Origin of the sequence: Hymenobacter puniceus, from assembly GCF_014333525.1 — a bacterium.
In the GTDB taxonomy this organism is placed as follows: Bacteria; Bacteroidota; Bacteroidia; order Cytophagales; family Hymenobacteraceae; genus Hymenobacter.
In genome coordinates, this window is sequence record NZ_JACSCX010000005.1 from 257,185 (window position 1) to 280,856 (window position 23,672).

Genomic DNA, 23,672 nt, shown 5'->3' on the forward strand with positions numbered 1-23,672 from the left:
TTTTTCTTCCCTGTTTTGTTGACTCGCTCATGAAAAAAACTTCCTTCGCGCTGGCCCTGGGCCTGCTGGCCTGTTCGGTACCGGCATTGGCGCAGAAAACCAAAGTAAAGGTCAAGACGGACGGACCCGCTCCGGAAACGGTGGTGCCGGAAGCTGCACCAACTGCACCTGCCCACCAGATTGGGAACGTGGCGAAAACCATTCCCGTGGCGGAGTATTACGAAGGTGGTCAGGACGGCTTGTATGCCTTCATTGAGAAGGAGAAGAAGTATCCGGTAATGGCCCGCCGCAACCGTATTCAGGGCACCTGCATCGTGAGCTTTACGCTGAATACGGACGGCACTATGTCGGGCATTAAACTGGTGAAAAACATCGGCGGGGGCTGCGGAGAAGAAGCGCTGCGTGTGGTGCGCCTGCTGCAGTTCAAAAAGCCTGATTACGCCGTACTTACCAGCCTGCCCATCGTATTTAAGCTACCAGCACCCGGCCAAGCCGCCGCAACTGAGTAACTTTGCTTTTTCCAACAACTGTTTTACCCCTATGCCCTACGACCTGAAGGAGATTGCCGCTATCAGCGGAATGCCCGGTCTGTACCGCCTCGTGAAGCCAACCCGCGCTGGCGTTATCGTGGAAGCCCTCAATAAGCAGGCGACCCGCTCCGTAGCTTCGGCCCGCAACAAGGTGTCTCTGCTGCAGGAGATTTCCATCTACACCCAGGATTACGACCAGACGGTGCCGCTGACGGAAGTTTTTGACCGGATTTACCAAAAGCATGGTAGCAGCCTGGCCATCACCAACAAGTCGGATGATCGGGACCTGACTGCTTTCATGGGCGAAATCATTCCTGATTACGACCGGGACCGGGTGTACATGTCTGATATCAAAAAGCTGGTGCAGTGGTACCATGTAATAAGCAGCCGCCTGAAGTATCAAGCAGCTGAGGAAGCTGCTACAGTCTCGGAGCCTGTTGCCACCGAGACGGAAACCTCGGCTTCATCTGCGCCTAAAAAAACAGCTAAAAAATCTGACGATACGGCTGCTGAGGAAAAGCCGAAAGCCAAAAGAAAAGCAGCCGAGCCAGCTGAAGAAGCGGAAAAGACGACCAAAAAGACTGCTAAGAAGAAAGACTAGCTCTTTCTGGACAAACAAAAAACAGATGCCCGGCTGCGCAAGCGCAGCCGGGCATCTGTTTTTTGTTTGTGGATTGGCAGCAGCGCTAAGCGGCTAAAGCCGCACCAGTTATTCGGCTGGAGCCAGCTCGCGGGCCATAAACTCTTCAGCCTGAGTTACCAGGTCCATGGAGCCAATAAACAGTGGGCACCGGTCGTGCATATCCAGCGGCTCAATTTCCATGGTGCGCATGTGGCCGTTGCTGGCTTTGCCGCCGGCCTGCTCTACGATGAAGGCGAGCGGGTTGCACTCGTACATGAGGCGCAGCTTGCCCTTCGGCGACTTCTGCGTAGACGGATAGATGTAGATGCCGCCCTTGAGCAGGTTGCGGTGAAAGTCGGCGACCAGTGAGCCGATATAGCGGGCCGAGTAGCCCTGCTCCTTGCAATGCGCCACATAAGCAGCCATGCCAGGCGAGAAAGAAGCGGAGCTGCCTTCATTCACGGAGTACACGCTACCCGATTTTGGCGACTGGATGTTGGGGTGCGACAGGAAAAACTCACCCAGGCTGGGCTCGTAGGTGAAGCCGTTGACGCCATTGCCGGTGGTGTACACCATCATGGTGCTGGAGCCGTAAATCACGTAGCCGGCAGCTACCTGATGGGTGCCGCTCTGCAGGCAGTCGGCCATAGTGCCCTCGCCTCCGGTGGGGGATACACGCCGGTAAATGCTGAAAATAGTACCGATAGACACGTTTACATCGATGTTGCTGGAGCCGTCGAGCGGGTCAATGGCCACGATGTACTTGCCTTGCACGTTGCCGGTCTGGATGACTTCCTCGTCTTCCTCGCTGATGATAGTACACACCTCGCCGCCGTTACGCAGGGCCCGAATAAAGCGGATATTGGCAATAACGTCGAGCTTCTGCTGGTCTTCGCCCTGCACGTTGCGGTTGCCGTAGGCGCCGGCAATATCAATGAGGCCGGAGCGGTTGATTTCGCGGTTCACGATTTTGGCCGCTAAGGCAATATCGCGCAGCAACTGGCTTAGTTCGCCGGTAGCATAAGGAAAATCCTCCTGCTTGCGCATGATGAAACGGTCCAGGGTGGTGCCTACGGGCAGCGCCAGCTTGTCGTGTTGATTCATAAAATCCTGAGAGAATGAACGGATGGGTGGGAAGCCAAAATTAACCTTTTTCGGGCGTAGTGGCACAAATATCCGTTCCGCCCTACATTTGGGCCTATGCAGGAATCTTCCCAGTTGAAAGTCTACAAGTTTGGTGGCGCCTCCGTGAAAGATGCGGCGGCCATCCGCAACCTTGGTCATATCGTGCAGGAATATGGAGCCGGCGCGCCGCTACTCATCGTGGTGTCGGCGATGGGCAAAACCACCAATGCGCTGGAACGGATTTTTCAACTGGCGTTCGAGGGGCAGCCTTACGAGGAGGCATTGCAGCAGGTGGAAACATTTCATCTGGCAACAGCTGCGGAACTCTTAGGACCAGAAAAGCAAGACGAAGAGGGCGATACGCAATACCTCAACATTCAGACTTGGCTGCGCGAGCTTCGGACTGCACTAGCTGCAGTGAATGCTCAAAACAATTATGATTATCAATACGACCAGATAGTGAGCTACGGCGAGTTGCTGTCGTCACAGCTGGTATATGAGTTTTTGCACCGCGAAAATGAGCTGCCGGCTACGGTTCGGTATTGGCGCTGGCTTGATGCCCGCCGAGTTATCTGCACCGATGACATGTGGCGGGAAGGGAAAGTCGACTGGACGGATACACAAACTCAGCTTGACCGTTTCCAGGAGGATGAACACGCCGCTTTCGAACACCATATCACCATTACGCAAGGATTTATAGGCGGCGCTCCTGGTGTGCGGGCACTAAATCCGCATCTGGAAAGCATCGGCATGTCGGACTGGCACCAGCCTACTACCACGCTGGGCCGCGAGGGCTCCGACTACACGGCGGCCATCTTTGCTTATTGCCTACGGGCCGAGTCAGTGACAATCTGGAAAGACGTGGCGGGCTTGCTCAATGCCGACCCCAAATTTTTTCGGGATACGGTGCGCTACCCGGAAATCAGCTACCAGGAAACCATTGAAATGGCGTACTACGGCGCCAGCGTGATTCACCCCAAAACCATCAAGCCGCTGGCCGTGCGCCGGATTCCGCTGCTAGTGAAGTCGTTTCTGGACCCCAGCGCCGAGGGCACCCGCATCCACGACTGCCGCCATGGGCTGCTGGCGCCGGCTTTCATCCGCAAAGACGGGCAGTGCCTGGTGTCCTTTGAGAGCAAGGACCTCACGTTCATTTCCGAGGAAAATCTGGAGGTAATCTTTGGGGCGCTGGCTCAGGTGCGGCTCAAGATTCATTTGATGCAGAATTCGGCCATCAGCTTCTCTGTGTGCACCGACTTTTCAGCCTACCGCCTTGAGAAGCTGCTGGAGCTATTGCGCGGACAGTTTTCCATTCACTACAACACGGGCCTGGAGCTATATACCATTAAAAACTACGATGCTGCCAGTATCCAGCGTCTCACGGAAGGGCGCGAGCTGCTGCTGGAACAGCGCACACGCCAAACGTTCCAGGTGGTGTGCCGAGGGTAGCTGTTGGTTGTTATTGCTAGTTGGAAAACTGTCCTGCTGAGCGGAGCCGAAGCATTTCTGCCGAGGGCAATCAGTTACTACCACCACGAAGCGGTGGAGATGCTTCAATTCCTACTCCGGCTGCGCTCAGCAGGACAGTCGTTCAACCGACAATGAACAACGGATAGCTACGTTCCAGCAGCCTGACTGAACATTTCTGGCTTGTGCAGGCTTATAGGCGTATCTTTGCGGAGAAGCATTTTTTCCTAGTGACCTTTCACCCTGACCCTACGCCGCCCACTCCGGGCCACCTGCGCGACCGGCTGGCCAAAGCTGGCCTGCGGGCCACCCGCCAGCGCCTCACCATTCTGGAAAGCCTGCTGCACCTGCCAGGCCACCCTACTGCCGAGCAAGTGCATCGGCGGGTGGTGCAGCAGGTACCCAATCTGTCGCTGGGGACAGTATATAAAGCTCTCGATTCCTTTGTGGAGGCTGGCCTCACGCGGCGTGTAGCCTCGGCCGAAGGCTCCTCGCGCCGCTACGATGCTGACTGCTCGGCCCATCATCACCTGATCTGCTCCGATACGCAGGAAATCATGGATTTCCACGACCCGCAGCTGGATGCTTTACTGCAGGATTTTTTTGCGCAACGCAGCATGCCCGGCTTTCAGGCCCACACTTTCTCATTGCACATCACCGGCGAAAAGGTGATAGGACAACAGGACTAAAAGGCCTTTCATTCCAGACAAAGCACTGACCTTTGTTGTGCGGAAACGCCCCGCGGTGCCACCAACCACTTGCCAGGAGCAGGCCCGTGCGGCCTGGCCAAGTAGGCTATATGCGCAGGATGACGTCCTGATTTCACTTTCTTGCTACATTATTCAGCGCTCAGTCGCTCCACTTTTCATCACCCAACACTTAAGTACCAACCAATGGCAGTTCTCGTAGGCAAGCGTGCCCCTTCTTTTAAAGCTACCGCCGTCATCGACAGCGAATTCGAGGAAGACTTCTCCCTCGACCGTTATCTGGGCAAAAAACACGTCATCTTCTACTTCTACCCCGCCGACTTCACGTTCGTTTGCCCTACTGAGATTATTGCCTTCCAGGACCGCCTAGCCGATTTTGAGGCAAAAGGCGTAGCAGTAGTGGGGTGCTCGACGGATACGCACTTCTCGCACTTCGCCTGGCTGCAGACGCCGCGCGACAATGGCGGCATTGAGGGCGTAAAGTATCCATTGGTAGCCGACGCCACTAAAACCATTGCAGCCAACTACGATGTGCTCGGCGGCCACTACGACTACAACGAGGCCGGCGAAATGACCTTCATCGGGTCGCCTCTCGCCTACCGCGGCCTGTTCCTGATCGACAAAGACGGTATTGTGCGGCACCAGGTGGTAAACGACGGCCCGCTCGGCCGTAGCATCGACGAAGCCATGCGCATGGTGGACGCTTTGCAGTATTTCGAAGTTAAAGGCGAAGTATGCCCTGCCAACTGGGAAGAAGGCAAAGAGGCTATGTCGGCCACCCGGGAAGGTGTCGCCACTTATCTTGGCAAGCAAGCCAACCCTTCTTAGGGCTTAGGGCTTAGGGCTTAGGGCTTAGGGCTTAGGGCTTAGGGCTTAGGGCTTAGAAGCTACTTTAGTTTAAAGGTCCCGGCGGATTCGCCGGGACCTTTTTAGTTACCCTGCTGGCAAAAACTTACTTTTGCGCATTCCTGCTTCGCTTCAAACGCCTGATGTCCGGCATGGTGCTTTGGTTACCTTCTTTCCAGAGCCCTAGGCCCTAAGTCCCAAGCCCTAAAAATTGTCCTTCCTATATTCTGTCATCCTGCGCCTGTATGCGGGGCTGCTGCAACTGGTAGCGCTTTTTGTGCCTAAAGCGGCGCAATGGGTGCAGGGGCGGCATGGATTGCTGCCGCGAATTCAGGCAGCACTGCAAGCTGAAACTGCACCACTGGCCTGGTTTCACTGTGCCTCCCTGGGCGAGTTCGAGCAGGGCCGCCCCCTGATGGAAGCCTACGCCGCCCGCTACCCCAGCCACAAAATCGTGCTGACGTTCTTCTCACCTTCCGGCTACGAGGTTCGCAAGCACTGGCCTGGCGCGCAGTACATTTTTTATTTGCCGCTGGATACGGCTGCCAATGCCCGAGCTTTTCTGGATGCTGTACAGCCGCAGCTAGCTGTGTTTGTGAAGTACGAGTTCTGGTATTTCTATCTGGCCGAGTTGCAGCGGCGGCGCGTTACCACTATCTGCGTGTCGGCTATCTTCCGGCCCGACCAGCTGTTTTTCCAGCCCTGGGGTCACTTCTTTCGCAAAATCCTGGGCTGCTTCACCCACATCTTCACCCAGAACCCTACCTCAACCGAACTGCTGCGCAGCGCCGGAATCCGGCAGGCCAGCGTGGCCGGCGACACCCGCTTCGACACGGTGGTGCGCACTGCCGCTGCTCAGCCCCGGCCGCTGCCGCTGGTAGACGCCTTCACCGACGACTGGATGCCCGTGTTCATCATTGGCAGCAGCTGGCCCGAAGATCTACCGGCTCTCACGCCGCTGGTGCGCCAGTATGCCACGCAGCTCCGCTTTATTGTGGCGCCCCACGAAATCAGCGAGGCGGCCCTACGACTGGTGGAAGACATATTGCCCGGCCAGGTGGTACGCTACTCCCGCGCCGAACCCGCTACTGTGGCACAGGCCCGCGTGCTGCTCCTCGACAATGTAGGGCTGCTCAGCCAGCTGTACCGGTTCGGGCATTTCGCTTACGTGGGAGGAGCTTTCGGGAAGGGCCTGCACAACACGCTGGAAGCCGCTGCTTTTGGTTTGCCGTTGTTTTTCGGCCCCACGTACCACAAGTTTCAGGAAGCCGAAGACTTGGTGGACCTGGGCTGCGCCTTCCCGATTACAACTTCTGAGGAACTGCTACGGGCTTTTGGGCTTTTGTTTCATGAAGAAGAAGCACGCCTGAAAGTGCAGGACCTCAGCCTCGACTACGTACACGACCACAGCGGCGCCACCAATAAGATCATGCAGTGGCTGGAAAAGAGCCGCTGAGCAGCGCCAAAACACCGTCATGCAGAGCGCAGCGAAGCATCTCGCTCGTGTAGTACCTACTCCCACAACGTCAACACGCGAGATGCTTCGCTGCGTTCTGCATGACGTGCTTCATTCTCTTATATTACTCTCATGACCGGAACCGTAGTAAAATCCACAGGCTCGTGGTATGTGGTGCGTGAAACGGAAACGGGCCAGCTACACCGCTGCCGGCTGCGGGGCAAGTTTAAGATCAAGGGCCTGAAGGTGAGCAACCCACTGGCCGTGGGCGACGAGGTAGCTTTCACGGTGGAAGAGCAGACGGAAGGTGCCGGCGTGATTCACCACATCGAGCCGCGCCGCAACTACATCATCCGGCGCTCGGTGCACAAAACCGAGCACGCCCACATTGTGGCCGCCAACCTCGACCAGGCTATGCTGGTCGTGACACTGGCTTCGCCGGCTACCTCATTCGGCTTCATCGACCGGTTTCTGGTGACGGCTGAAGCCTACCGGATTCCGGTGACGCTACTCTTCAACAAAACGGACCTCTACGACGAGGACTTGGCCGACTATCAGCAGCAGATTCTGGACATGTACCAGCGCATCGGGTATCCCGGCATGCGGTGCTCGGCGCACACCGGCGAGGGCGTAGCGGAAATCGACGCCCAACTCAACGGTAAAACCACCTTGCTTTCCGGCCACTCCGGCGTAGGCAAGAGCACCCTCATCAACGCGCTGGTGCCCGACCTCGATCTGAAAACGGCCGAAATCAGCGAGTTTTCTGATAAAGGGGTACACACTACCACGTTTGCTGAAATGCTGGAGGTGCGCCCCGGCACTTTCCTCATCGACACGCCCGGCATTAAGGAACTGGGCCTCGTGGATATGAAAGCCGGCGAACTGGCCCATTATTTTCCTGAAATGCGGGCTCTGCTCAACCAGTGCCGCTACCACAACTGCCAGCACCTGCACGAGCCCGGCTGCGCCGTGCGCGAAGCCGTGGATAAAGGCCGCATAGCCCTACCCCGCTACGACAGCTACGTGAGCATGCAGCAGGCCGACGACAACCGGAAATAAGCTGTCAGGCTTCACCTCTGCTCTGCTGCCGGGGAGGTTTGGCCTAGGCGCAAAAAAAAGCCCGGCTGCATCAGCCGGGCTTTACTATAAGCTCTGTAGGCAGGGAAATTTATTCCGCTGTGGGCAACAGTACGCCATCGATAACGTGCGTTACGCCGTTGCTGGAAACAACATCGGCAATAGCCACATTTACGGGCGCGTCTTTGCCGTTACTGATCATCACTTTGCCGTCCTTGGCCGTCACGGTCAGCTGCTGGCCGTTGACGGTGGTCAACTTCTGACCATCCTTGAGGTCCTGGGCTAGCAGGCGGCCGGCAATTACGTGGTAAGTAAGCACGCCTTTCAGCTTCTCTTTGCTTTCAGGCTTCAGCAGGCCATCGAGGGCACCGGCAGGCAGCTTACCAAAAGCATCATTGGTGGGTGCAAACACCGTGAACGGACCAGGTCCGCTGAGCGTGCCGTCAAGGCCAGCAGCCTGTACGGCTTTTACCAGCGTGGTCACGCTGCTAGCCTGCACTGCGTTCTGCACAATAGTTTTATCGGGCGTCATAGCCACGCCATCAACCATCACGCCTTCCGGCTTCCCCATGCGGGCCGAATCACCCATCATGGCTGTCGAGTCGGTGGTGGTTGCTACGTCGGTGGTAGTAGTTGTTTCGGCGGTTTTGTTGTCGCCGCAGCTAGCCAGGCCAAACGAGAGAAGACCAGCCGATAAGAGGCTCAGCGAAGCGGTGCGCATGTTCTTTTTCATGGAAAACAGACAGTGGATTGGTTGAGATGCAGCGCCTCCAGTCGGAAGCTACTGTTGGGTTGTTTCTACGAAACTGGTTGGCCGCTCGGATGTTTATGCCGTAGCCGAATTGGCTACCTTTGCGTGTGGGCGCGTAGCTACGGGCCCAGTCACCGCGTATAGGTGTTCATACTACCCATTCCCTTCCTTATGAAGACTGCCGAAATCCACACCAACAAAGGTGTCATGAAAGTGGAGTTCTACGAAAAAGACGCTCCTAAAACCGTAAAGAACTTCACTGACCTGGCGCAGCAAGGCTTCTACGACGGCCTGAAGTTCCACCGCGTCATTCCTAACTTCGTTATTCAGGGTGGCTGCCCCAACTCGCGCGACGGCGCCAAAGGCATGCCCGGCACGGGCGGCCCCGGCTACAAAATCGACTGCGAGCTGAGCGGTGACCACCAGTACCACGAGCGCGGCGCCCTGAGCATGGCCCACGCCGGCCGCAACACCGGCGGCAGCCAGTTCTTCATCGTACATGACCGCCAGAATACGGCTCACCTCGACCGCAACCACACCGTGTTCGGCAAGGTAGTGGAAGGCCTCGACGTGATTGACCAGATTCAGGCTAACGACGAGATTCAGAAAATAGTGGTGCAGGACAACGCCGCCTAGGCTTCGGCCTAACCGGCACCTTGCACGCCCGAAAAAAGCCTGCTGACGCGCTCAGCGGGCTTTTTTTTGCGCTCTATGTAGCCGCTGGGTGGCCTGAGTGCCTCTGGCAGACTGCCACTTGTTCGGGTGATACGTATGCAGGGTATTCTTCGGCTTTTCCACCTGCTGCTATGTCTTTTGCTTCTGTATCCCGCCGCGACTGGCTGAAAACCACGGTGCTGGCCACCCCGCCCCTGCTTTTGGGGTCATTGCCATCTTTACCGACCGCAGCGCCGCCTATGGCGCCTACGCCAACTCTCACGGCAGCTGAAATAGCTGCTATTGAAGCCGCACTGGGCAAGAAAGGCACTTATGTGGCGGCGCAGGCCACACACAGCACTGCCCTCCCCCGCAACGACCTGCGCGTAGCCATTAAAGGCGAGACTGTACCGATTTCATTTGGGTTTGGTGGCTGGGTAGCCATCAAGCATACCCTCGACGGCCGCTCGGCGATGCTTATGAGCGACACCGTGCTGCTGCAGGAAGAGGTGAACCCGCTGATGTCGGCGGCGCTGGCTAACGGCTTGGAGATTGGGGCTGTACACAACCACTTTTTTTACGAGGAGCCGCGCATTTTCTACATGCACCTGCATGGCATGGGCACCCCAGCCGAGTTGGCCCGTAAGTTTGCGGCTACACTGAAGGACTCCAAGCTGCTACCCGCCAACCAGCCCGCTGCTGGCCCGGCCGCCCAGCCCGGCACCAATGCCACGCCCGCTGCCGCAAGCCCCACCGGCCAGAACCTGTTCGATATTCCGGCCCTCGATAAAGCAGTCGGACATAGGGGCGTTGTGAACGGCCCTACCTACAAATACACCGTTGGCCGCCCCGACCTGCGGGTGCTGATGATGAACACTGAGATGACCGCCGCCATGGGCCTCAACTCCTGGGCGGCCTTTGCGGGCCGGCAGGCCAACGCCCACATTGCCGGCGACATTGCCATGCTCGAGCACGAAGTGAACCCGGTAATCCGGACGCTGCGGGCGCACCAACTGGAAGTGGTGGCCGTGCATAACCACATGCTGTTTGATGCGCCCCGCATGGTGTTTCTGCACTATTACGGCCGCGGCCCAGCCCTGCAGCTGGCAGCCGGTTTTCGCGCCGCGCTGGATCAGTTAGGTCGTAAAAAGTCTGCCAGCAGCATGCCCATGAAGCATTAGCGGCAGCAGGCATACGGCTCAGCAGCAAAAAGCCCCGCGCACCTCTTGGCACGCGGGGCTTTTTTTGCGTTACTGGTAGTCTGGCATTTCATCGGACTTCGGGGCCCGCACATAGCGCCGAACCTCTTCTTGACAGACGCTAAGCTGCTGAAAGTTTCTTCGGGCTTCATTCGGGCTAAGCGCATCATTAGCCCCGCTTACATAATCGGGGTCCTGGAACTGCAAACCATCATCTTCCCAAAAACAGACAGAGCAGATGTCATAGCTCCCGCCTTCTCCTTCTGATAATGTAAAGTAGCCACAACAGGGGCACTGATAGTTACCGAAGCGGTTGGCGGCATACATGTGGCTACCGACGACGGCCGCGCTGGGGCGTTGAATCTTCGTCGTCCTCGTCGTCATCCTCGCCAAAGCTGGGCATGGTGAACATGCTGCTGAGCAGGTCCTTGAATTGGGCACCAGCGGTGAGGCGGTTGCGCGAAATCAGGCTGTACTCGCTCAGGCCGTGGAGCAGGAACTCCATCAGGAAGTAGGTGTGCTCGGGCGTCTCGGAAGGGTGCAGCTCCGTCACGATGTCGCGCAGGCCGGGCACCTGGTCGAGCACGGCACGGTAGTCTTTCGTGCTGGCATCATGGAGCAGGTCCACGGTATTGCCGGAGCCGAACCACTCCTGCACCGTTTTGTAGGGCGAAGGGCGGCCTTTGAGCTTCTTGGCCTTGTCGGGGTCGGGGAAGTAGTTGAGGAACAGCGTGCGGATGGCTTTGCCCATCAGCTTCTCGGCCACAATACCGGCTCCCTCCTGCTCGCCCTCATACACCAGCTCCACCTTGCCCGTCACGGCCGGCACTGCCGAGATGAAGTCGCCTAGGCGCACGTAAGTGGTTTTCTCACCATTGATAAGGGCGCGGCGCTCAGCCCCGGCCACCACCTGCTCATAAGCCGAGATGGTGAGGCGGGCCGACACGCCCGACTTGGCATCCACGAACTCCGAGGCGCGGGCCTCCACGGCTACCTGCTCCACCAAGTCGTGAATCACTTCGTTGGTGGTTACCATGCCGCGTTGCTCATCTTTGATGCGGGCTTCCTGCTTGGTGATGCGCTTGCCGATTTCAATGGATTTCGGGTAATGCGTGATGATTTGGGCGTCGATACGGTCCTTGAGGGGCGTTACGATGGAGCCGCGGTTGGTGTAGTCCTCGGGGTTAGCCGTGAACACAAACTGCAGATCCAGCGGCAGCCGCACCTTGAAACCCCGAATCTGGATGTCGCCTTCCTGCAGAATGTTGAACAGCGACACCTGAATGCGGGCCTGCAAATCGGGCAGTTCGTTGATAACGAAAATGCCACGGTGCGCCCTTGGAATCAGCCCGAAGTGAATCACCCGCTCATCGGAGTACGGCAGCCGCAGCGTGGCCGCCTTAATAGGGTCGGCGTCGCCGATAAGATCGGCCACAGATACGTCGGGGGTGGCCAGCTTCTCGGTGTAGCGGTCTTCGCGGGCCATCCACGTTACGGGCGTGTTGTCGCCATGTTCCTGAATCAGGTTTTTGGCAAACACCGATAATGGCTGCAATGGGTCGTCGTTCAACTCAGAGCCGGCCACCACGGGCACGTACTCATCGAGCAGGCCAATGAGTAGGCGGGCAATGCGGGTTTTGGCCTGGCCGCGCAAGCCCAGCAGGTTGATGTGGTGGCCGGCCAGAATTGCGCGCTGCAGCTCGGGAATCACGGTTTCCTCGTAGCCGAAGATGCCAGGAAACACGTCTTCTTTGCTTTGGAGTTTCTTGATCAGGTTGTCGCGCAGCTCCTGCTTCACGGAGCGCGGCTGGTAGCCTGCCTGCTTCAGGGCACCAAGGGTGGTGATTTGCTGGAGCTGAGCGGCGGAGAGAGAATCGTACGAAGGCATGAAGGGAGAATAGAATGAGCGAATGGAAAGAGGTAGACAGTAGCGCGAACTTTGTAGTTCGTGTCCCCGCGCCGTTCGGAGTCGTTGAAACGGCACGGGGGCGCGAACTGCAAAGTTCGCGCTACTACACGCTGTTCAACGCTTACACGTTTTTGCGGCGGTTGCGCTTGTAATCCTCGAAAATCATGTGGCCAAGACCCTTGAGCGACGAGTAGTAGGCCTTGCCCTGGTTCACCTCCGTGAATTCCTCCACGAAGCGGCGCAGATACGGGTCGTCGGCAATCATAAACGTGGTGATGGGCACTTTAAGGCGACGGGCCGAGGCGGCCAGGTTCAGGGTTTTGTTGACCACTTTGCGGTCGAGCCCGAACGAGTTTTTGTAGTAGCCGCCGGGCTCTTTGAGGCAGGTAGGCTTGCCATCGGTAATCATGAAGATCTGCTTGTTGGGCGTTTTGCGCTTGCGCAGCAGATCCAGGGCCAGCTCCAGGCCAGCCACAGTATTGGTGTGGTAAGGGCCCACCTGCAGATACGGCAGCTCTTTGACCTCAATCTGCCAGGCGTCGTTGCCGAACACGATGACGTCGAGGAAGTCCTTGGGGTACTTCTGCTTCACCAACTCGGCCAGGGCCATGGCCACCTTCTTGGCTGGCGTGATGCGGTCCTCGCCGTACAGAATCATGCTGTGCGAGATGTCAATCATGAGCACGGTGCTGGTCTGGCTTTTGTGCTCGTTCTCGCGCACTTCCAGGTCGCCCTCGGTCAGCATGAAATTGTCGCCGTCCATGCCGTGGTTGAGCTGGGCGTTGCGGATGCTCTCGGTCATGGAAATCTGGTCGAGCGAGTCGCCGAAGCGGAACTCCCGCATGTCGGTGCTCTGCTCGTCGCCCTGGCCGGTGTGGGGCGTGCGGTGGTTGCCCTGCCCCGATTTCTTGAGCTTGCCGAAGATTTCCTCCAGCGCCGACTTACGAATCGTCTGCTCGCTTTTGGCCGTGATGTTGAACGAGCCCGGCTCCTGCTCGTTCTCGTCGATGTAGCCCTTCTTCTTGAGGTCCTCGATGAAGTCGCCCATGCCGTAGCCGTCGTCTGTGAGGCCGTACTGCTTATCCAGCTCGTTCAGCCAGGAAAGCGCCTCGCCCACGTCGCCACTGGTGATGGTAACCAGCTGCATGAATATCTTGAAAAGGGAGTCGAAGCCTTTCTCAGTCGACTCCTCGGGCACAAAATCCCGAAAACGAAAGCCTGCAGACATAGGTAGATAAGGAGTGAGCTTTCAGAACAACGGAAGCTGGTTTTTAGTTGTCGGGGAAGTAGCCGTTGTCAGTACGAAACCAGACAGCCGACAACTGGAACTTGGCAACCAACAACTACCAACTAAACAATAATCACCGATGAAAGCCATCTGGAACAACACAGTTATTGCCGAGAGCGACGAAACCGTCGTTGTAGAAAACAACCATTACTTCCCGGCCGATTCCATTAAGCGGGAGTTCTTCGAGGATAGTATCGCGCATACTTCCTGCCCCTGGAAAGGCCAGGCCAGCTATTATTCCTTGCGCGTAAACGGCGAGCTAAACAAAGATGCCGCCTGGTATTACCCCGAGCCCAAAGAAGCTGCCAACCAGATAAAGGGCCGCGTAGCATTCTGGAAAGGCGTGAAAGTGCAGGCCTGATTCTACTCCTATCCCCCTTGACTGGATTGAGGTCTGGAAAACCAGAAGCCGGTAAGAAACCTTTATGGAATCTTACCGGCTTCTGGTTTTCCAGTTATTTCAACCCAGCACCACAAGATATGCCGGCCAGTATAGTGTACGCTATCAGCGCATTGCCGAAAATCCTAGTTGCAGAAACAGCCATCAACATAGTTATACATTACTAGTATTTGTTTGATTTTAATTTGTATTTGACCGAGAACACAGTATCTTGCGTATACATTGCGCATTCTTTGTTTGGCCTACTGCTTTTAGTTGGCTTGTTTGCATTACTCTTTTACTGGTCTTCAGGGCCGGTGGCTCCTTGTTGCTTGAGCCCAATAGCTGTACCACTCTTCCTAACTTCTTTTTATGAAAGCTCCAATTTTTGCCTTGCTCGGCACTGCTCTGGTTACCGTTACTGCCTGCGACTCGTCGCGTACGGCAGTTGAAGACACTTCTTCCAGCACGCCGACGGTAGAAAACACGGCTTCTACCGAACCAGTAAGCTTCACGCGCGAAATCACCCAGGGCAACTCCCGCTTCGAAGTTCGCACCACGGGCGAAAGCGCCCAGCGCCAGCTTACTATCCGCGCCTACCGTGGCTCGGCCCTTTCCGCTGACCCTGTTCGGGTTGATATCAACGGTGCCGTTCGCGACGCCGTTTCGGCTGACCTGAACGGCAATGGCAAGCCCGAGCTGTACATCTTCACCGACAACGCCTCGGCCAACGGTGGTTTCTACGGCTACGAGTTTGGTGAGCGGGGCTATACGCCCGTTGCTTCTCCTGGTATGATTACAGGCACGGCGGCCACTGGCTACAGCGGCAAAGACACGTATATGCTCAGCAATGGCATGCTAAGCCGCTCGTTTCCGGTAACTACCGCCACTGCTTCCTCGGATGGCACCACGCCTGCTACTACGCCTACCAGCCGTACCATTACCTACAAGCTGGGTGCCGACGGCAAGTGGACCATGGGCCAGGTTATGGACGGCCAATAGAATCACGGATTTTCCCGGATTCAACGAATTGGTCGGACTTCGTAGCCGACACACCATAGCCCAAAACAAAAGAGGCTTGCCGTCTGGCAAGCCTCTTTTGTTTTGAATTGATAGAAAATCCAATCAGCTAGCGCCAACTACAGAATCCGACCAATCTGTTGAATCCGGGAAAATCCGTGATTAGGTTAGTCGATCCACTTGAAGCGGTACTCCAGCTTGGGCACCGACATACGGTCTGCGACGCGACGCAGGCGGTTGGGCAGGGCCATGATGTAGTCACGAGCTTTTTCAGCGGGGCCATTGAGGCCGCTTACATCGGCTACTTTCCACTCGGTGATTAACGTTTCCAGAATGTCGGTATAGTCCTGGCTGGTATATACCCCCAGGCGCTGGGCAGCATCCGTGAAATGACCAAAGGTTTTGCCCATTTCGATTCCCATTTCGCGCATGTAATGGGCCGGCATTACAATCTTTTTGCGCATCATGTCCTCGAAGGCCAGCATCATTTCCGAAGGATCGACTTCGAAAATTTTCTCCACAAAAGTCTTGTAGACGCGGGCATGGCGGTTTTCGTCGCCGGCAATCATACCGCAGATTTTAGAGAGGCCATCGTCGCCTACTTTGCGGGCCAGCTGCCCCACACGCCGGTGCGAAAGGTTGGTGGCTGTTTCCTGATAGCTCGTATAGACGAAGGCGCGGTACGGGTCGTGGGCCGTACCCAGGTCGAAACCATCGGCAATCAGGTATTGGGTGCTGACCTCGAACTCCCGCATGTTTACGCGGCCGCTCAGGTACAGGTAGCGGTTGAGCAAGTCGCCGTGGCGATTTTCCTCAGCCGTCCAGCCCCGGATCCACTGAGCCCAGCCGTTGTTTGGGTCGCGTCCCAGGTCATCAAGCTGATGAAACCAGGCTTCGTAGTTGGGCAGCGCTTCTTCCGTGATGGTGTCGCCGATAAGTACAGCCAGCAGGTCGTAGCTGAGGCCCTGGGCCCGCTCACGCAGCAGCTTCACCTCATCAAAGAACGTGTCGAGGCGCGAATCCGGCAGATAGTCAGCTGGTTGCCAGCTGTCTTCCACGCTCTTCAGGAAGGTACCCAGGTTTTCGCGCAAAAACGGTTCGAGGTGCTGCAAAACCTCTCCGCGGGTAATGGTAGTTGCAATCATGGCAATGGGACTAAGCAATAGGGAAGGAAGAAGAGCAACCCAAAGGTATACAACCACTACCCTGTATTGTATTGAATAGGTCCGCCAGCCCTGCTATAAAATTTTGTCCTTTTCGTTTATTCCATCAAAACCAGAGCTGGTTTGTACGCCTGGGCAGCGCTGGAGAGGGTATTCCGGTTCGGTATGCCAGCTCCCAAACTGTCCGGCGCTTGTAGCTTAATTGGTACTAATCGAACCCGGGGCTCTGCCAGCCGGGCGAGTTGCCGGTTGAGGATGGTGGCCGTAGCAGGCGTAAGTACCCACGCCACATCGGGCCGGGCTGTTAACCGGCGCAGGCTTTCGGCGAAGTGGCGCGTGCCTGTAAGCTGCTGCCGCCACGCCGCCTGCGAAGGGTGCAGCGTAGTCCAGCCCATGACAGGCATGCGGTGCGAACCAAGGCGCGCTGGCTCGGCAGACGATTTGCCTTCCGTGAAGGGCGACTCAGCTTTGTACGTGGCCTCGAAAGCGTCGGATACGACTAGCCGTGGCGCCGGGCGGCCGGGCTGCTGAACAAGTTGCATAAGCCGCTGCCGCTCAGCCTGATTTTGCTGCCGCTCCTGCCCTAGCACGGAGGCCCGGTGCAGCGTTTTGTAGGCGTAGGGCCCGGCCACCAGTGCCAGCGCCCCCAGCAGCACCCACGGAGCGCGGCGGCCGGCGGCGGGTAGCACTGCCGCCAGATTGCCCAGCAGCCAGATATCAAGCAGGGGCAGTGCAATGCGCGGCGGCAGCTTCAGCACTGCTGCCAGGCCAAGCAGCATGCCCACAAACAGCAGTTGCACCAGCCAGAAGCCCCGGGTCCGGCCGGCGGGAGCCTTCCTTATCAGCCAACAGCTGGCGGCCAGCAGCACCAGCAGCGGGAAATAGTCGCGCAAGAGCTGCGGCAAAGCCAGCCCGAGCTTCTGCGGCGCCACAACACGCAGGAAGTAGCTGGGCGTAGGCAATGGTGCAGCGCGGGCAAAAAAGCCTTCATTTACCACTGTGGAATCAGCAAGCAGCCAGTGCTGCGCGGCAGCCAGCCCAAGGCTGTCGGGCGGAGTTAAGGTGGCAGCCGCGGGTTGGTACAGCTGAAAGTCCAGCAGATTGGACTTCAGCACATCGAGGCGACGAAAGGTGACGGCGGCAGGGCTCCAGGTTAGGTTCAGCCAGAAAGCCCCAACCAGTGCCCAAGTAGCAGCGCCACCCAGCACTGGCAGGGCCTGCCGGCCAGCCAGCCACCAGGCTCCCGGCGTAGCGGCCAGCAGCCCCAGCAGCGCCGCGCTGGGCCGGATCAGCCAACTCAGCCCAAATGCCAACAAGCCCAGACCCACTGCAGCCCGGCTGGCGGGACGCTGCGCCGCCGTCAGCACTCCTATGCCCGTCAGTAGCATCGGCACCCGAACGTAGTTGAACCAGAAGCCGTGCTCCAGCCAGGCCGTGAGGAAAAACAGCACAAGCACCACCGTAATCCAGGCGCCAGGCAACTTATTCAGCAGCAGCCGGTCAAGGAAAGTGAAGGCGCCGACCGTGGTGGCATACAGCAGGCCGTAGAGCAGCAGCGCGTACCAGGGCACAGCCGGCGCCACCTGATAGAGCCAGCTCAGGCCGGCACCCAAACCATGAAAATACAGGTGCAGATCCGGAACGGGTGCGGCCGCCGTGGCGCCGCGCAGCAGCAGGATGATGGCTGCATCGTCGTTGGTTTCCCAATAAGCCCCCAGCCCCCAGCCCACTGCCAGCAGCAGCAGCGCCGGCAATAGCACCCGTCGGAATAGCGTGACTGGCATTTTTTTGGTGACAGGTGACAAAGGAAGAACGTCATTCCGATCCTGCGAGGAATCTCGCGTGCTGACGTTGTGCAGTAAATGTACGTTGCAATACAGCTGCGAAACGACTGCATGCGGGCTGCTGGCATCGACTTATACTCAGAACTGGCAATTGCAAACTTGCCCTGGAGTAGCCGCAGGCCTAGTTCCTCACCGCAAGAACGTCAGCCCGCGAGATTTCTCGTCTTTGCTCCAGGCGCAATACGCTCGGCAAGATGGTCTTCCTTACCTGTTAACTCACCACCTCAACACCAGCTACCCCCTACTCACTTAATCCTCATCTTTGCTGATGTGAATGACCGTTTGCTTTCCCGTTTTCCCACGCTGGCTTTAGTGCTGGTGCTCGTCGTAACGGCGGCCTTTTTCGTGCTTGCCCACGAAGGCCTCTACGACCTCGACGACTACCTCTACGCCCGCTACGCGCACATGCTGGCCAGCGGCACCTACCGCCCCCTCCCCGACCCGCAGCACCTCCTCCACGACCCGCTACAGGAGCGCCTGCTGATTTTTGGGCCAGTGGCAGTGCTCTACCGGCTGCTGGGTGTGAGCATTATCAGTACCACGCTCTGGCCGCTGTTGTGTACACTGGGTTGCGCCGTTGTTATCTGGCAGCTGTACCGGCGGCGCGAGCCAATGGTGGCGGCCGGGGCGCTGCTACTGCTGGGACTGCACTACTTCACGCTCAACCTGAGCACCTACCTCTACCCCGACAACATCCTGATGTTCTGGTGCCTGGCGGGGGCAGCTGCGCTGGTGGCAGGGCGGCGGCAGGGGCAGCTTAGGCCTGCAGCCTGGGGCGCAGGCTTTGCTGTCCTGAGTTTTGCGGCCCTGCTGAGCAAGGAAACCATTGTATTCTACTTACCCTTCTATCTGGGGTTGCTGGCGCTGGATGCCTGGCGCCGGCAGCACGGCCGGTTCTGGCGCATGGCCCTGCTGACCGGCGTCGGCCTGCTGGCTGCCTATCTGCTGTACTATCAGCTGCTCACCGGCGACGTGCTGTACCGCTACCACATCATCGAGCAAACCAACGCCTACATGCGCGACGGCAACTATGTGCAGGGCCGCGCGGGCGCGCTACTCGGCCGCGTAACGTGGGAGCCGCTGGCGTTTTTTGTGGCGCTGGGCATGGGCGTGATGCTGGTGCTGGCAGCTGCAGCCGGCTTCGGACGCCGCCATCAGCCCGGCCCGGCCGGAACCACTGCCTCATCTGACGAAGCCGGCTACTGGGTGGCGCTGGCAGCCAGCACGTTGGCCTTCTACTGGTGGGGCAGCACCTCGCTGCACGAGTACAACCCGATTTCGTTGCAGGCGCGCATGGTGACGCCGCTACTGCCGCCATTGGCTGTGGCAGCGGGGTTTGGCCTGCGCAACCTGTGGCAGACCGGGCGCGGAAGTTGGGTGCTGGGGCTGTTATTGCTGGGCTTTGCGGGCTGGCTGCACAATGGGGTTTCGGTGCTGTATGGTGGGCTGGGCTTGCTGCTGCTGGGCATAGCCGGGCTGCCGCGCCCCATGCCGGGTTGGCTCACGCCGGGCACATCAGGTTTTGGGGCGCTGCTGCTGAGTGTGTTGGCGTTGCTTCTGTTGGTGCGGCCGGTGTACTATTTGCGCAAACCCAGCGTGTCGGCCCATTTTGCGCAGGCCCGGCTGCTGAAAACTCATCTGCCAGCAAGCCAGCGCGGCATAGTATTCACGGATGATTTTCTGCTGCGGCACGCCGACTTCTACTACGGCTTCCGCCCCACGCCCGGCTTGCGCTACGAGCGGTTTGCCCGGCGCGACTCCGTAGCCCACCGACCCGCCGACAAGTCGTGGCTGCTGCTCAACCGCGCTACCCTCCGCAACGGTGAGCTAACCCGCCTGCTCATCCACTACTCCGCCGATTCCATGCTTGCCTGGTTTCCGCGCCGCCGGCTGGTGGCGCAGGATGGCCCGGTGGAGTTGTATGAGGTGATGAGGTGATGAGGTAAAAAAACGAAAGCCTTCATTACTTCATCACTCTATTACCTCATCACTCCATCACTTCCTGATTTTCAGATAGGCCCTGATACTGTGTTCCACCAAACCCGCGCCACCTAACTCGCGCAGCAGGGCGTACAGGTCGCGGGCTGCGGGGAGGTTGCCCCACCGGGCGGCCTGGCGAAGTTCCCAGCGTACGCGCTCAGTCAGCGCCTGGCGCTCGGCACTGGTGCGGCACAAAGCGGCAGCTTTGTGGCAGATGCGGGTGGTAGACGCCACCAGCGGGTCGCCGGGCCGGTAGGCCTGCACCGACATGGAGCGCGGGTGCAAGCGTTTTTCAGTCAGGATTTCATCCTGGTAGCTGAACTGCCAGTTGCGGGAGGCACGCACCCAGAAGTCGAAGTCCTCGTAGGCCAGGCTTTCATCGTAGCCGTGCAGCTGCTCCAGCGTCGCGCGCCGCATCATCATAGACGGCGCACTAATGAAAAACCGGCGCAGTACGTCCTTGAACACCCAGCCCGATGCCGGTGCCGGCTGCAACGCGCCCCTGCCATCCGGCGCATGAAAGAGCCGCTGGAACTCTCCGGCCTCGCTGAGTAGGCGCACGTTGCCGTAGAGCATACCGTAGCTGGCATCCAGCTCCTGGAACCGTGCCACCTGCCGCGCCACCCGCTCGGGCAGCAGGATATCGTCGGTGGCGAAGTCGATGATGAACTCCCCCTTACTTTGGAAAAATGCCCGGTTGAAGGCCGCGCAGTTGCCTATGTTTTCGGGCAGGAACACCGTTTGCCAAGTCGGATGAGCAGCGGCGTACTCGCGCAGTACTGCCACACTGTCGTCGGTGCTGCCGTCATCCACCAGAAACACCTCCAGCCGCGGATACGTCTGCGCCAGAATAGAATCCAGGGCAGGGCGCAGAAAGCGGGCGTGGTTGTAGCACAGCGCCACAATGGTAACCAGAGGCGTCATTTCTTCTTTGGGGACAGGTGATGAGGTGACAAAATTAGAACGTCATTCCGAGTGTCGTGAGGAATGACGTTCTCATCTAACCTGCTCCCGCAACCAAAACCGCCGGAAATACCAGCCGCACCAGAGCAGCAGCACGCCGTGGCGTAGCGCGGAGGCCCATAGGGCTCCTACCAGACCTACCCGCGGCAGCAACAATGCCAGCGCCAGCGCATACAGCACCGCCGAGGCTGCCTGCAGCGCCACGTAGCGTCCCACGCGTGCCTGCGCCATGAGCACCATCACCAGAGGCCATGCCACAAACCGCAGCCAGTCGCCGAGCAGCTGGGGGGCCAGCAGGCTGGCGGCCGCCCCGAAGCGGGCTTCAAACAGCAGCGGCAGCAGCCAGTGGCGCAGCACGTATAATAGTCCGAAACCAGCAGCCAGCAGCGGCACCAGCACCCTAAGCACTGTGCGCACCCAGGCACGCTGGGCGCTGGGCTGGGGCGCCAGCGACGCCAGCCGCGGGTAGTACACGCTGCTCATTACGGCGGTCATTACCATGGTATAGTTGTCGGAGAGCTTGGCCACGGCTTGCCAGAGGTCGGTTTCGGCGAGGCTGAACTGCCGGATGAGCAACTCCCGCACCGCAAAGTCTATGGCTTTACCGAACAGCAGCAGCCCTACTGCCATCAATAGGAAGCGCCCCAGGCCGCGTAGCGCGGCCTGGCTTAGGCGGCCCGGCCACAGTGGCGGCAGCAGCCCGGCCCGGTGCGTCAGCCAGCTGGCCGGCAGCAGCGTGGCGCCCTGCGCCAGCAAATACGCCAGCAATGCCGTGGTGGCCGTACCACCATTGGCCAGCACAACTGCCACGGCTGCCGGCCCCAGCAAGCTCAACGCCACCGTCAGGCCGATATAGGCGCGAAGCTGCCGGGCGGCCAGCAGCACGGACCCCAGCAGCGCATAGGCCGTGAGTTGCGCAATTCCCAGCCCAAACAGCACCACCCAGCCCGCCGAGGGTTGAAACACGCCAACCAGCGGCCCCGGAAACACCAGCAGCATCCCCAGCCCGAGCAGCAGCGCGGCCCCATTCAGCACCAAGGCTGCCCCCAGCCAGGCCCGGTACCGGCCGGCGCGGGCTGGCAGCGGCGCCAGGTACTTCACCAGGCCCACGTGCGTACCGTCGTTGGGCAGCGTTGTAAACAGGGCCATCAGGTTCTGGAAGTGTGCCAGCAGCGTGAGGCCGCCGGGGCCGCCGTACACGGCCAGCAGCTTGTTCAGCAGCAAAGCTCCCAGGGCGCGTGCCACCACTGCCACACCCGAGCCTACCGAACCCCGCACAAACTGCGCGGCGGGCGGCGCAGAAGCAGGCAGGGCAACAGAGGAACGAGATGCTGGCATAGGCTACAAAAGTACGCCTGCCAACTTTCTCCCCACCTTCTCGCGTACATTGGGCGCAATCCGCCTCCCCATCTATGGAATCCGCCACTTCTACGGACCCGGCCGAGCTCCTGCTCGCGTCGCCCGATCTTGCTGCCGAGTCTGAACCCAACAACCGCCATTCTGTATCCGACCACGCCGATACGCGCCTGGCACGTGAGGCACACGTCGGCCAGCGGCCGGGCACGCTCACCATCCGCGCCGGCTCGCTTAAGCCGCGGCTGTTTCTAATTTCCTACGACGAAAACTCCTGCGTAGAACACGAATACGACGACTACCAGAAGCTGCTGGCCTATTTCCGGGACCACCCCGAACTGCGCCACTGGATTGACGTGCGCGGCTATGATGATCTGGAGTTGATGCAGCACATCATGGCCGACTTCGATTTGCACCCGCTGCAGATGGAAGATGTGCTGGGCGACTACCAGCGGGCTAAAGTGGACGTTTTCGACGACAACCGGCTGTTTCTGGTGTCGCGCATGACGGAGTTCACCCAGCTGCTTGAAATCGACGACGACCAGCTCTCCATTTTCACCGGCCCCAACTATGTGCTTACCTTCCAGGACGACTACGTAGACTGCCTCGACACCGTGCGCCAACGCATCCGGTCGGGCTTCAGCCAGATCAAGCGCAAGCCGCCACTATACCTGGCCTATGCCCTCACCGACGTGGTGCTCGACCAGTACTACCCTACCATGGCCGCCATCGGCGACTATATCGAGAAGCTGGAAGACCGGATTCTGCAGGACCGCCCCGACCGGCGCGTGCTGGGCAGCATTCTGCGCACCAAAAAAGATATTATCCGGTTTCGCCGCTTTGTATACCCGGAGCGCGAAAAAGTAGCTGAAATCCTGCGCATGCCCGACGAAATAGTACCCGAGGAAATGAAGGTCTACTTCCGTGACTGCTACGACCACGCCATTCAGGCCCTGGATTTGGCGGAAAGCTACCGCGAATCGGTGACGAGCTTGGTGGATCTGTTTATGTCCAACCAAAGCAACCGCATGAACGAGGTGATGAAAGTGCTGACCATTATCAGCTCTATCTTCATCCCACTCAGCTTTGTGGTAGGCCTCTACGGCATGAATTTTCAGCGCGAAAACCCCGATGGCAGCATCAACCGCCTCAATATGCCCGAGCTATACAGTCCGTGGGGCTACCCGGCGCTGCTGGCCGTGCTGGCCGGCATTGTGCTGGTTCAGATGGTGTATTTCTACCGCAAAGGCTGGCTTACAAACAGGTGATATTATGTATATGATCTAAGCCTTTTTTGAACTCAGGCCCGGCACTTTAACTTTCTGGCACCGGCTACTTA

General features: G+C 58.6%; 22 protein-coding genes. 13 read left to right on the forward strand and 9 right to left on the reverse strand.

The features are described 5' to 3' along the window. Positions 1-29 precede the first annotated feature (29 nt). Together H8B14_RS15425 and H8B14_RS15430 are read left to right on the forward strand one after the other, a co-directional pair. Positions 30-509: an energy transducer TonB gene (locus H8B14_RS15425; RefSeq protein ID WP_187316551.1), complete on the forward strand. Its 480-nt coding sequence runs from the start codon at positions 30-32 to the stop codon at positions 507-509. 31 nt (positions 510-540) lie between these two features. After that, a complete protein-coding gene (locus H8B14_RS15430; RefSeq protein WP_187316552.1) occupies positions 541-1,131 on the forward strand; it encodes a DUF5606 family protein in 591 nt (196 codons plus the stop codon). Positions 1,132-1,239: 108 nt separating this feature from the next. Here H8B14_RS15430 and fbp read toward each other — a convergent pair whose 3' ends face one another. Then, positions 1,240-2,256: a class 1 fructose-bisphosphatase gene (gene fbp / locus H8B14_RS15435; protein ID WP_187316553.1), complete on the reverse strand. Its 1,017-nt coding sequence runs from the start codon at positions 2,254-2,256 to the stop codon at positions 1,240-1,242. A 96-nt stretch (positions 2,257-2,352) separates the two neighbouring features. On the opposite strand from fbp, the gene H8B14_RS15440 reads away from it, so the two are divergent. From H8B14_RS15440 to rsgA, 5 genes are all read left to right on the forward strand, one after another. Beyond that, complete coding sequence (locus tag H8B14_RS15440; RefSeq protein ID WP_187316554.1) at positions 2,353-3,726, forward strand: aspartate kinase; 1,374 nt, start codon at positions 2,353-2,355, stop codon at positions 3,724-3,726. 248 nt (positions 3,727-3,974) lie between these two features. Further along, on the forward strand, positions 3,975-4,433 hold the full coding sequence (locus H8B14_RS15445) for a Fur family transcriptional regulator (protein WP_187316555.1): 459 nt from the start codon (positions 3,975-3,977) through the stop codon (positions 4,431-4,433). Positions 4,434-4,637: 204 nt separating this feature from the next. Next, complete coding sequence (locus tag H8B14_RS15450) at positions 4,638-5,279, forward strand: peroxiredoxin (RefSeq protein ID WP_187316556.1); 642 nt, start codon at positions 4,638-4,640, stop codon at positions 5,277-5,279. Between the two features lie 229 nt (positions 5,280-5,508). After that, positions 5,509-6,753: a 3-deoxy-D-manno-octulosonic acid transferase gene (locus H8B14_RS15455; protein ID WP_187316557.1), complete on the forward strand. Its 1,245-nt coding sequence runs from the start codon at positions 5,509-5,511 to the stop codon at positions 6,751-6,753. 132 nt (positions 6,754-6,885) lie between these two features. Next, the gene (gene rsgA / locus H8B14_RS15460; RefSeq protein ID WP_187316558.1) at positions 6,886-7,812 is read left to right on the forward strand and encodes a ribosome small subunit-dependent GTPase A; all 927 of its coding nucleotides are present in this window, start codon (positions 6,886-6,888) and stop codon (positions 7,810-7,812) included. Between the two features lie 109 nt (positions 7,813-7,921). On the opposite strand, the gene H8B14_RS15465 is transcribed toward rsgA, so the two are convergent. Next, on the reverse strand, positions 7,922-8,563 hold the full coding sequence (locus H8B14_RS15465; protein WP_187316559.1) for a fasciclin domain-containing protein: 642 nt from the start codon (positions 8,561-8,563) through the stop codon (positions 7,922-7,924). 189 nt (positions 8,564-8,752) lie between these two features. On the opposite strand from H8B14_RS15465, the gene H8B14_RS15470 reads away from it, so the two are divergent. Continuing rightward, on the forward strand, positions 8,753-9,217 hold the full coding sequence (locus H8B14_RS15470; RefSeq protein WP_187316560.1) for a peptidylprolyl isomerase: 465 nt from the start codon (positions 8,753-8,755) through the stop codon (positions 9,215-9,217). Between the two features lie 170 nt (positions 9,218-9,387). Then, positions 9,388-10,416 (forward strand): DUF1259 domain-containing protein, encoded by a 1,029-nt coding sequence (locus H8B14_RS15475; RefSeq protein WP_187316561.1) that lies wholly within the window; start codon positions 9,388-9,390, stop codon positions 10,414-10,416. A gap of 69 nt (positions 10,417-10,485) precedes the next feature. Here H8B14_RS15475 and H8B14_RS21410 read toward each other — a convergent pair whose 3' ends face one another. The 3 genes from H8B14_RS21410 to H8B14_RS15490 form a co-directional block, all read right to left on the reverse strand. Beyond that, on the reverse strand, positions 10,486-10,818 hold the full coding sequence (locus H8B14_RS21410; RefSeq protein WP_410054460.1) for a CPCC family cysteine-rich protein: 333 nt from the start codon (positions 10,816-10,818) through the stop codon (positions 10,486-10,488). Further along, positions 10,766-12,322: a sigma 54-interacting transcriptional regulator gene (locus H8B14_RS15485; protein WP_187316563.1), complete on the reverse strand. Its 1,557-nt coding sequence runs from the start codon at positions 12,320-12,322 to the stop codon at positions 10,766-10,768. The genes H8B14_RS21410 and H8B14_RS15485 overlap by 53 nt, the downstream gene beginning before the upstream one ends. A gap of 142 nt (positions 12,323-12,464) precedes the next feature. Continuing rightward, a complete protein-coding gene (locus H8B14_RS15490; protein ID WP_187316564.1) occupies positions 12,465-13,571 on the reverse strand; it encodes a vWA domain-containing protein in 1,107 nt (368 codons plus the stop codon). Positions 13,572-13,710: 139 nt separating this feature from the next. On the opposite strand from H8B14_RS15490, the gene H8B14_RS15495 reads away from it, so the two are divergent. Together H8B14_RS15495 and H8B14_RS15500 are read left to right on the forward strand one after the other, a co-directional pair. Continuing rightward, positions 13,711-13,992: a DUF427 domain-containing protein gene (locus tag H8B14_RS15495; protein WP_187316565.1), complete on the forward strand. Its 282-nt coding sequence runs from the start codon at positions 13,711-13,713 to the stop codon at positions 13,990-13,992. 390 nt (positions 13,993-14,382) lie between these two features. Next, on the forward strand, positions 14,383-15,012 hold the full coding sequence (locus H8B14_RS15500; protein ID WP_187316566.1) for a hypothetical protein: 630 nt from the start codon (positions 14,383-14,385) through the stop codon (positions 15,010-15,012). A 185-nt stretch (positions 15,013-15,197) separates the two neighbouring features. Here the strand turns inward: H8B14_RS15500 and H8B14_RS15505 are convergent, their stop codons facing one another. Both H8B14_RS15505 and H8B14_RS15510 read right to left on the reverse strand, forming a co-directional pair. Further along, positions 15,198-16,175 (reverse strand): acyl-ACP desaturase, encoded by a 978-nt coding sequence (locus H8B14_RS15505; RefSeq protein WP_187316567.1) that lies wholly within the window; start codon positions 16,173-16,175, stop codon positions 15,198-15,200. A 116-nt stretch (positions 16,176-16,291) separates the two neighbouring features. Beyond that, positions 16,292-17,977: a hypothetical protein gene (locus tag H8B14_RS15510; protein ID WP_187316568.1), complete on the reverse strand. Its 1,686-nt coding sequence runs from the start codon at positions 17,975-17,977 to the stop codon at positions 16,292-16,294. Positions 17,978-18,319: 342 nt separating this feature from the next. On the opposite strand from H8B14_RS15510, the gene H8B14_RS15515 reads away from it, so the two are divergent. Then, positions 18,320-19,975, forward strand: coding sequence for a hypothetical protein (locus H8B14_RS15515; RefSeq protein WP_187316569.1), 1,656 nt, complete (start codon positions 18,320-18,322; stop codon positions 19,973-19,975). Between the two features lie 57 nt (positions 19,976-20,032). Here H8B14_RS15515 and H8B14_RS15520 read toward each other — a convergent pair whose 3' ends face one another. Continuing rightward, positions 20,033-20,941: a glycosyltransferase family 2 protein gene (locus H8B14_RS15520; protein ID WP_187316570.1), complete on the reverse strand. Its 909-nt coding sequence runs from the start codon at positions 20,939-20,941 to the stop codon at positions 20,033-20,035. 72 nt (positions 20,942-21,013) lie between these two features. Then, complete coding sequence (locus tag H8B14_RS15525; RefSeq protein WP_187316571.1) at positions 21,014-22,318, reverse strand: MATE family efflux transporter; 1,305 nt, start codon at positions 22,316-22,318, stop codon at positions 21,014-21,016. Positions 22,319-22,392: 74 nt separating this feature from the next. Between H8B14_RS15525 and corA the strand changes: the two genes are divergently transcribed. Then, positions 22,393-23,601: a magnesium/cobalt transporter CorA gene (gene corA / locus H8B14_RS15530; RefSeq protein ID WP_187316572.1), complete on the forward strand. Its 1,209-nt coding sequence runs from the start codon at positions 22,393-22,395 to the stop codon at positions 23,599-23,601. Positions 23,602-23,672: the final 71 nt, after the last annotated feature.